The sequence below is a fragment of the Limnospira sp. PMC 1279.21 genome (assembly GCF_032349615.1).
GTDB classification, from domain to species: Bacteria; Cyanobacteriota; Cyanobacteriia; order Cyanobacteriales; family Microcoleaceae; genus Limnospira; species Limnospira fusiformis.
The window spans coordinates 1-7,180 of sequence record NZ_JARPLU010000205.1 but is presented as its reverse complement, the minus strand read 5'-3'; the positions used below and the strand labels follow the sequence as shown (position 1 = coordinate 7,180).

8 protein-coding genes and 1 pseudogene are annotated in these 7,180 nt (G+C 44.9%); 8 read left to right on the top strand and 1 reads right to left on the bottom strand.

Annotated elements, in window-relative coordinates:
• The 4 genes and pseudogenes from P5683_RS21330 to gmk form a co-directional block, all read left to right on the top strand.
• Nucleotides 1–116 (top strand): annotated as a pseudogene (locus tag P5683_RS21330) (IS630 family transposase); the annotation flags it as partial.
• 314 nt (nucleotides 117–430) lie between these two features.
• A complete protein-coding gene (locus tag P5683_RS21325) occupies nucleotides 431–1,024 on the top strand; it encodes a DUF4126 domain-containing protein (protein WP_006624536.1) in 594 nt (197 codons plus the stop codon).
• Nucleotides 1,025–1,389: 365 nt separating this feature from the next.
• Nucleotides 1,390–1,656, top strand: coding sequence for an extracellular matrix/biofilm regulator RemA (remA, locus tag P5683_RS21320; RefSeq protein WP_006624537.1), 267 nt, complete (start codon nucleotides 1,390–1,392; stop codon nucleotides 1,654–1,656).
• Between the two features lie 32 nt (nucleotides 1,657–1,688).
• Nucleotides 1,689–2,243, top strand: coding sequence for a guanylate kinase (gmk, locus tag P5683_RS21315; protein WP_006624538.1), 555 nt, complete (start codon nucleotides 1,689–1,691; stop codon nucleotides 2,241–2,243).
• A gap of 313 nt (nucleotides 2,244–2,556) precedes the next feature.
• On the opposite strand, the gene P5683_RS21310 is transcribed toward gmk, so the two are convergent.
• Complete coding sequence (locus P5683_RS21310; RefSeq protein WP_006624539.1) at nucleotides 2,557–3,801, bottom strand: VWA domain-containing protein; 1,245 nt, start codon at nucleotides 3,799–3,801, stop codon at nucleotides 2,557–2,559.
• Between the two features lie 134 nt (nucleotides 3,802–3,935).
• On the opposite strand from P5683_RS21310, the gene P5683_RS21305 reads away from it, so the two are divergent.
• From P5683_RS21305 to P5683_RS21290, 4 genes are all read left to right on the top strand, one after another.
• On the top strand, nucleotides 3,936–4,628 hold the full coding sequence (locus tag P5683_RS21305; protein WP_006624540.1) for an ATP-dependent Clp protease proteolytic subunit: 693 nt from the start codon (nucleotides 3,936–3,938) through the stop codon (nucleotides 4,626–4,628).
• 24 nt (nucleotides 4,629–4,652) lie between these two features.
• Complete coding sequence (locus P5683_RS21300; protein WP_006624541.1) at nucleotides 4,653–5,297, top strand: ATP-dependent Clp protease proteolytic subunit; 645 nt, start codon at nucleotides 4,653–4,655, stop codon at nucleotides 5,295–5,297.
• A gap of 186 nt (nucleotides 5,298–5,483) precedes the next feature.
• Complete coding sequence (clpP, locus tag P5683_RS21295; protein ID WP_006624542.1) at nucleotides 5,484–6,080, top strand: ATP-dependent Clp endopeptidase proteolytic subunit ClpP; 597 nt, start codon at nucleotides 5,484–5,486, stop codon at nucleotides 6,078–6,080.
• A gap of 90 nt (nucleotides 6,081–6,170) precedes the next feature.
• Nucleotides 6,171–6,791 carry a DnaJ domain-containing protein gene (locus P5683_RS21290; protein WP_006624543.1) on the top strand — a complete coding sequence of 207 codons (621 nt, stop codon included), beginning with the start codon at nucleotides 6,171–6,173 and terminating at the stop codon, nucleotides 6,789–6,791.
• The last annotated feature ends 389 nt before the right edge of the window (nucleotides 6,792–7,180 follow it).

Below are 7,180 nucleotides of genomic sequence, written 5' to 3'. Positions count from 1 at the left end.
TACCATATCCAGAGCCTTGAAGAAAATTGGCTTCACCAGAAAAAAAAACTTACGGCCACCAAGAACTTGATCAGCAACAGCGAGAGGAGTTTATTGCTCAGATTGAACAGATTAAGTAGACGCGCCACGGTGTGGATGTAGGTCCGGCGACCGGTGGGGGTGTTATGGCGAAGACGAGTTTAAAGACTACGTGTGCATATAGTTCTGAAAGAAGAAGGACTAAGCGGTGAAGTCAACACTGTACCACTGACCAATTGGGCATCCACATCAGGAGCCGTATGAGGCGAAAGTCTCAAGTACGGTTTTGAATGGGAGGGGATGGGGGCGACCCCATTCTCTACCCTTCCCCCCTGAACATGACTGGACTGATTTTGATGGGGTGCTAGGATAAAACCATCCTTCTCGAGTTACTGGAGCATAATGGCTTTCTATGATTGAAATTTTAGCAGTTCTTTCCGCATCAGCAGCAGGAGGTATGAGAATTGCGCTTCCACTCCTACTAATTGGATTACTGCGAAATAATTTATGGTCTGATGTACCACTTCTTTCGGCTCTGTCTCCCAAGGTGGTAATTGGTGTTTTGGTGAGCTGGTCCCTCTTTGAACTTTTCGCCTCGAAACAATTATTAGGACAGCGCATTCTCCAGGTATTTCAACTGGTGTTTAGTCCCGTAGTCGGAGCGATTATGGGTTTGGCGATCGCTGAAGCCAGTTCTTTCCCCTCCTGGTTGTTGTGGTTGCTGGGAATTGTTGGGGGACTTTTGGCTTTAGTCTTACAATTGGTACAAGCGGGATGGTTTTACCGTCTGCGAGGCTTACCTCTATGGGCAATTTTTGTCCAGGATGGTTTGTGTATTGCTCTGGTTATGTTTGCTTTTGATGCTCCTGAACAGGGGGGGTTAATTGCTTTATTCTTGCTCTGGCTCGCTATTCGTAGCTCTACAGAATGGTATAAATGGTATACTCAGCAGGCTAGTAATCGCCATCGTAGCCAGCCTCGACTGGGGAAGCAAGACCCTGATTAAACTAAACTTTAAATACTCACAAGCAAATACTCATACAAAAATCTTAATTAGTGGGTTCACATATTTTTGACACCAGCACTGACACAGATCACAAAATTAAGTGATCTAGTTCATCAACCCTCCTATCTAGTTTTTTAAGCAGCAACAGGACTCAGTTTTCATCATCTCCCCGGTTTCCTTTGTCTCCAGGGAAAAGAGACCCCATCAGCCCCTAGATAGAGTTTTTCAGATTAAATATTGATTATGGGAGCCGATCCGACTACAATTTTTGTGGGCGATACTTTCGAGTTGGTAAGAATATACAATTTATGGGCTCATGCCATCAAAGCCATCGCACCTACCTTTATTCTACCTGTAGAAATTTTATGGATATTCAACTCATTAATATCGGCTTTGGCAATATTATCTGTGGTAATCGTGTCATCGCTATTGTCGGCCCCGAATCAGCCCCCATTAAGCGTATCATTACAGACGCACGAGACCGAGGACAGCTTATTGATGCTACCTATGGACGGCGCACCAGAGCCGTGATTATTACCGACTCCAATCATGTGGTTCTCTCAGCTATTCAGCCAGAAACCGTCGCTAACCGATTTGTGGTTGAGAAAAACGGTGCTAATCGCCTTTCATAAACCTATCTGGGTTCACCTAAAACTATATTAAGATGATTGACAGCAAAACTGGCCAGCTCATTGTCATTACCGGACCTAGTGGCGTGGGAAAAGGAACGATTATTCGATCGCTTCTCCAAAAATATCCACAACTCCATCTTTCCGTCTCCGTTACTACCCGTTCTCCCCGTCCCGGAGAAGTCCATGGAAAAGACTATTTTTTCGTCACTCGCGATCGCTTTCAACAAATGGTTCAACAACAAGAGCTACTAGAATGGGCTGAGTTTGCCGGAAATTTCTACGGGACACCCCGCTTGGCTGTCCAAGATAAAATTCAGCAGGGAGAGAATGTTCTACTCGAAATTGAACTAGAAGGCGCTAGACAGATCTCACAGACCTTTCCACAGGCTCTGCGAATTTTTATCCTTCCACCTTCTCTACAAGAACTCGAGAACCGTCTACGAAATCGCGCCACTGACTCCCAAGAGGCGATCGCTCGTCGTATTCAACGCGCTAAAACTGAAATCGCCGCCGCCGGGGAATTTCACCACACCTTAATCAACGACAACCTCGATCGCGCCCTCGCAGAACTCGAAACCCTCTTTTAATTCATCCCCCATATATTAACTTTTGTAACAAAAAATTAAGAAATGTTGCGAAAAATTTTTTTGGCGGGGGGTGCTTGCTTTTTGGGGTGACTTCTGCTACACTTTTAAATAATGGGAATATTCGCAATTTTATTATTTTGACTAATATTTCCATTATTTAACTGTATGTCAATATCCTACCATTAGTTCCCCGTGCTTGTCAACCCTTAGCGCCGGGGCTGATAAATTTATTGACAATTTATATCAACAAGATTGGGGGAGAAGATAGAAGAGGGAAGCGGCATAACATTGATTTGCCGCCCAATTACCCATTCTACTTGAGAGTAGTTTTCGATGCTATGCGAGTTTTCTTGCGTTCGGAGTCCGATAGTTCTTCGCCGGACTGGAGGCGAGTTGCACTACCTTGGAGGACAGTAGCAGCACTGTTGTCGCCCATTTGTAAAGCGGTTTTAGCCGCTGTTTGTAACATAGTAGCAGCACCGGCGCGATCACCTTGTTGTAGTTTAGTTTCAGCGATTTGAGTTTGTCGGTACTTAGCCAAAGCCAAAATATGTTTTTGAACCTTGGGATCGGAAGTAGGGCGATAATCTCCGAGGACATTAGCTTCCACCAAAACCGGCTGAGAATAGAGCTTTTCAATACCCAAAGCCGGGTCATCATAGCGGACTTGAACTTGAGCGATCGCCTGTTTACTGATCGGCAAATTGCCAACATCAACATAAAGGTTAGCCAAGATAATCCGTTCGGTATCTTTCATTAAATCCCCCAAGCGAACCGCGAGTTGTTCTCCTTTTGGCAGTATAGGAAGTTCAATAGTATCAGGATAAACCTGTGCGACTGGCTTGAGTTGAGCCAAGCGGACATAAGGAAATAGGGAGAATAATAGGTAAGCGTTAGTGAGTCCCACCGATTGCATACGGGTAAACAGACGGCCAAACTCAGCGATCGCCTGTTCGGGGTATTCAATATATCCCAAAGCACCGCCACCCGCATCGGCAATTTTCTCTAAAATATCCTGATTCCAGTCGTCTCCAAATCCCAAAGAATTAATAGTTAACTTATATTCCGTGGCCAGTTTGGCGAGTTTGAGACAACGTTTATTATCCCCGTGTTCATTTTCCCCGTCAGTGAGAAGAAACCCTTGAGAAATCCGATCCTGTTTACCCTTTCCTAACTCCTCAATTCCCAGCTTGATACCTTCATCAATAGCCGTTCCCCCGGAACAGCGCAAACCATCAATCTTTTTTTTGATACCATCAGGATCGGTGAGGTCTTGATTAGGAACCAATACCTTAGCTCGGTGATCAAAAGCAACTACCGAAATCCGATCGCCTACATTTAAGCGATCGATAAGTTCTTTCGCCGCCTGTTTCACCGTTTCCAATGGTTGACCATTCATAGAACCACTGTGGTCTAAAATCAAACATAGATTCATGGGAACTTGACCCTCAAACGGATCAGGAACCGCTGAAACCGAAATTGACAGTTGACGCTGATTCGATTCTTGATTTGGGTCTAGGTTCGGATCGTTGAGGGAAGGCTGCAAACTGACTTTCATAGAAGACCTCCGGGATGTGAAAATCCTATTTGAGTATAGGACGCAACTCAAAATTCAGATGGTCGGTAATTTCCCATCCGGTTATTCACAGGACTGAGCCACGAGTTGCGTTAGTATATAGTTTAACCTCTTTGATGAGTTCATCGGTTTATACTGTGCAATCACCATACTACTACAGCGACAGTGCCATTAGGACACCACCCCCAGACCTACCCTCCTTGCTACTCAAGGAAAGGATTATCTATCTAGGGTCGCCTCTAGTTTCCTCGGACGACTATAAGCGACAACTAGGGGTTGATGTCACCAAACTAATTATCGCCCAGTTGCTTTATCTGCAATTTTCCGATCCAGAAAAGCCTATTTACTTCTATATCAACTCTACCGGAACCTCTTGGTATACGGGAGATGCGATCGGACAAGATACCGAAGCCTTCGCGATTTGCGATACCATGAGCTATGTCAAACCCCCTGTGCATACTATCTGCATTGGTCAGGCTATGGGTACAGCCGCGATGATTCTTTCCGCCGGGACAAAAGGCTGTCGTACCAGTCTCCCCCATGCCACCATTGTTTTAAACCAACCTCGTATGGGGATGGGACGCTCTCAGGCTACTGATATCCAAATTAGGGCTAAAGAAGTCCTCGCCAACAAAGCATCGATCTTGGATATTTTGTCCCAAAATACCGGACAACCTGTGGAAAAAATTGCCAAAGATACCGATCGGATGTTCTATTTAACACCAGAGGCGGCTAAAGAATATGGGTTGATTGATCGGGTTCTCGAAAGCACTAAGGAATTGCCCAAACAATTACCCGTTGGTGTGTAGTAAACTTGCTTGTGCTTACAAATTATGGCTGTCGATGAAGTTCTTCGCGTTCCTTATCAGATTCCTGGTAGTCAATACTGGCAGTGGGTTAACATCTATACTCGTTTGAGTCAAGAACGAATTATTTTTCTGAATCAGCCTCTGACAACCGGTGTCGCTAATTCCCTGGTGTCGGCTATGTTGTATCTTGACTCCGACGATCAGAATAAACCCATCTATATGTACATCAACTCCATTGGTGATCCAGTCCTAGCAGGTATGGCTAATGAGTCCATGGGAATGATGTCAGTCATGGCGGCTTTGGCTGTATATGACACTATGCAACACATCAAATCGGAGATTGTGACTATCTGTTTGGGTCAAGCAGTGGGGATGGCAGCTTTGTTATTGTCCTGCGGTTCCAAAGGTAAACGGGCTAGTCTTCCTAATTCCATGATTACTCTTTATAACCCCCAAACCGGAACCCAAGGACAAGCTACCGATATTCAAGTAACCGCTGACGAGATCCTCTCGAAACGGGCTTTAATGATGGATATCTTTCACCAAAATACTGGTCAAACCATTGAGAAATTGACTAAGGACATGAACCGCACTTTTTACATGACTCCAGAAGAGGCGAAAGAGTATGGTATCATCGACCGTGTTTTAACAACTCTAAAGTTGACTTGATTTCCTCCGTCGGGTATCGGTAAACTACCAGAAAAGAGGAGACAATTGATAATTAATTGTTGATGATTAATTGTTGATCTGCTCTCCTCACCAACCCCCCGACGGTAGACTGGCGATCGCCACCGGGGAAAATCTCCCGTTAAATTCAACCAATCTTATACAGACACAACAAAAGGATTAGTAATTATGCCTATTGGTGTTCCTAGTGTTCCTTATCGCCTTCCTGGTAGTACCTATGAACAGTGGATCAGTATCTATGAAAGACTTTTCCGCGAACGAATTATCTTTTTGTCGGAAGAGGTTGACGACGGTATTGCTAATGCGATCGTCGCTTATATGCTGTATTTGGACTCCGAAGACCCCTCCAAACCCATTTACCTCTATATCAATTCCCCTGGCGGTTCGGTAACTGCCGGGATGGCGATTTACGATACCATGCAATATATCAGGTCTGATGTGGTGACTATCTGCGTGGGTATGGCTGCTTCTATGGGTGCATTTCTCCTGGCTGCGGGAACTAAAGGTAAACGCCTAGCCCTCCCCCATGCTAGGATTATGATTCACCAACCTTTGGGGGGGACTCGCGGACAAGCCACTGATATTGAAATTGAGGCTAAAGAAATTCTCCGAATTCGTAAGGTCCTCAATGAGATGTTAGCAGAAAGATCCGGTCAAACTCTCGAAAAAATTGAGAAAGACACCGATCGCGATTACTTTATGTCCGCCGCCGAAGCCCACGAATATGGTTTAATTGATCAGGTCATTGAAGAACGCCCAGTTTAGCCATAGCCAGATTTCTGCTAAACTAATCACGCCCGCGTTTCTTGTGGTGCGGGTTCGGTTCTTGCTTAAACTGGGGTAGATTAAACCTAGATGGACACAACGGATTACTATCGCACATTGGGTTTAAGATCAGGGGCGAGTTTGGAAGCGGTCAAGGCTTCCTATCGGAAACTCGCCCGACAATATCATCCTGATGTTAATCAAAATAATCCCCAAGCAAAGGAAAGATTTATCGCCTTAACGGAGGCTTATAAGTTTCTGTTAGATGTCGCTAAACCTGATTCCCAAATGGCTTGGGCTACGGCCTCTTATACCCACTTCCCCAAGGGTACAACCTCCCATTATCCCACGGGGAAAAATAAGGTCTATCACCCGGAAAACCGGATTCAATTTAACCCGGAACTCTCGGAAACTGAGCAAAAATTGAAGGACAATTGCTATAAACAATTGCAGCAATTACTCAGATATCAGCGATTCCCTAGGGCGATCGCTTTAGTGGAAGGACTAGCCCACAGAATCCCCCAAGACCAGGAAATCCGACAGTGGCAGGCTATTACTTATCAACGTTGGGCTCGTCAACTTATCAAAGAACGCCAAACCGATAAAGCCCGCAATTACCTCAAAAAAGCCCTCCGTACTGACCCTCACAATCGCACGCTGTGGGCGGAAGTTGAACGAGATTTTCAATCCCTAGAAAGTGTCTATTCCTAAAGGTTAATTAACCATGATTTCCCGGCTTTTCTTACTGGAAAAAGATGCCTTTTTTAACATTAAAAAAATTTTTTGGCTCGGAACCCGCGCCAACCCTTGACAACCACCGGGAACTCATGGTAGTATTTGGATATGATAGTAAAACAATGGGAATTTGTTCACTAAAAATAAAATTGTCACTATTCGCATTATTTAAATAGTATAGCGCAAGTCGCCGGGAAAAGCAACCCCCCCCAGAAAAAAAATTTTCCCGGCCCCAACTTAACATTTCTTTACATACAGCTTGTTCACCAGTCCCTTAAGACATTGCCCTCACCCTAGGTCTCTCTCCCAGATATAGCATTAGTCAAGGTGGTTAGGACGCAGTTTTGAGAACGGAATCCATGGCA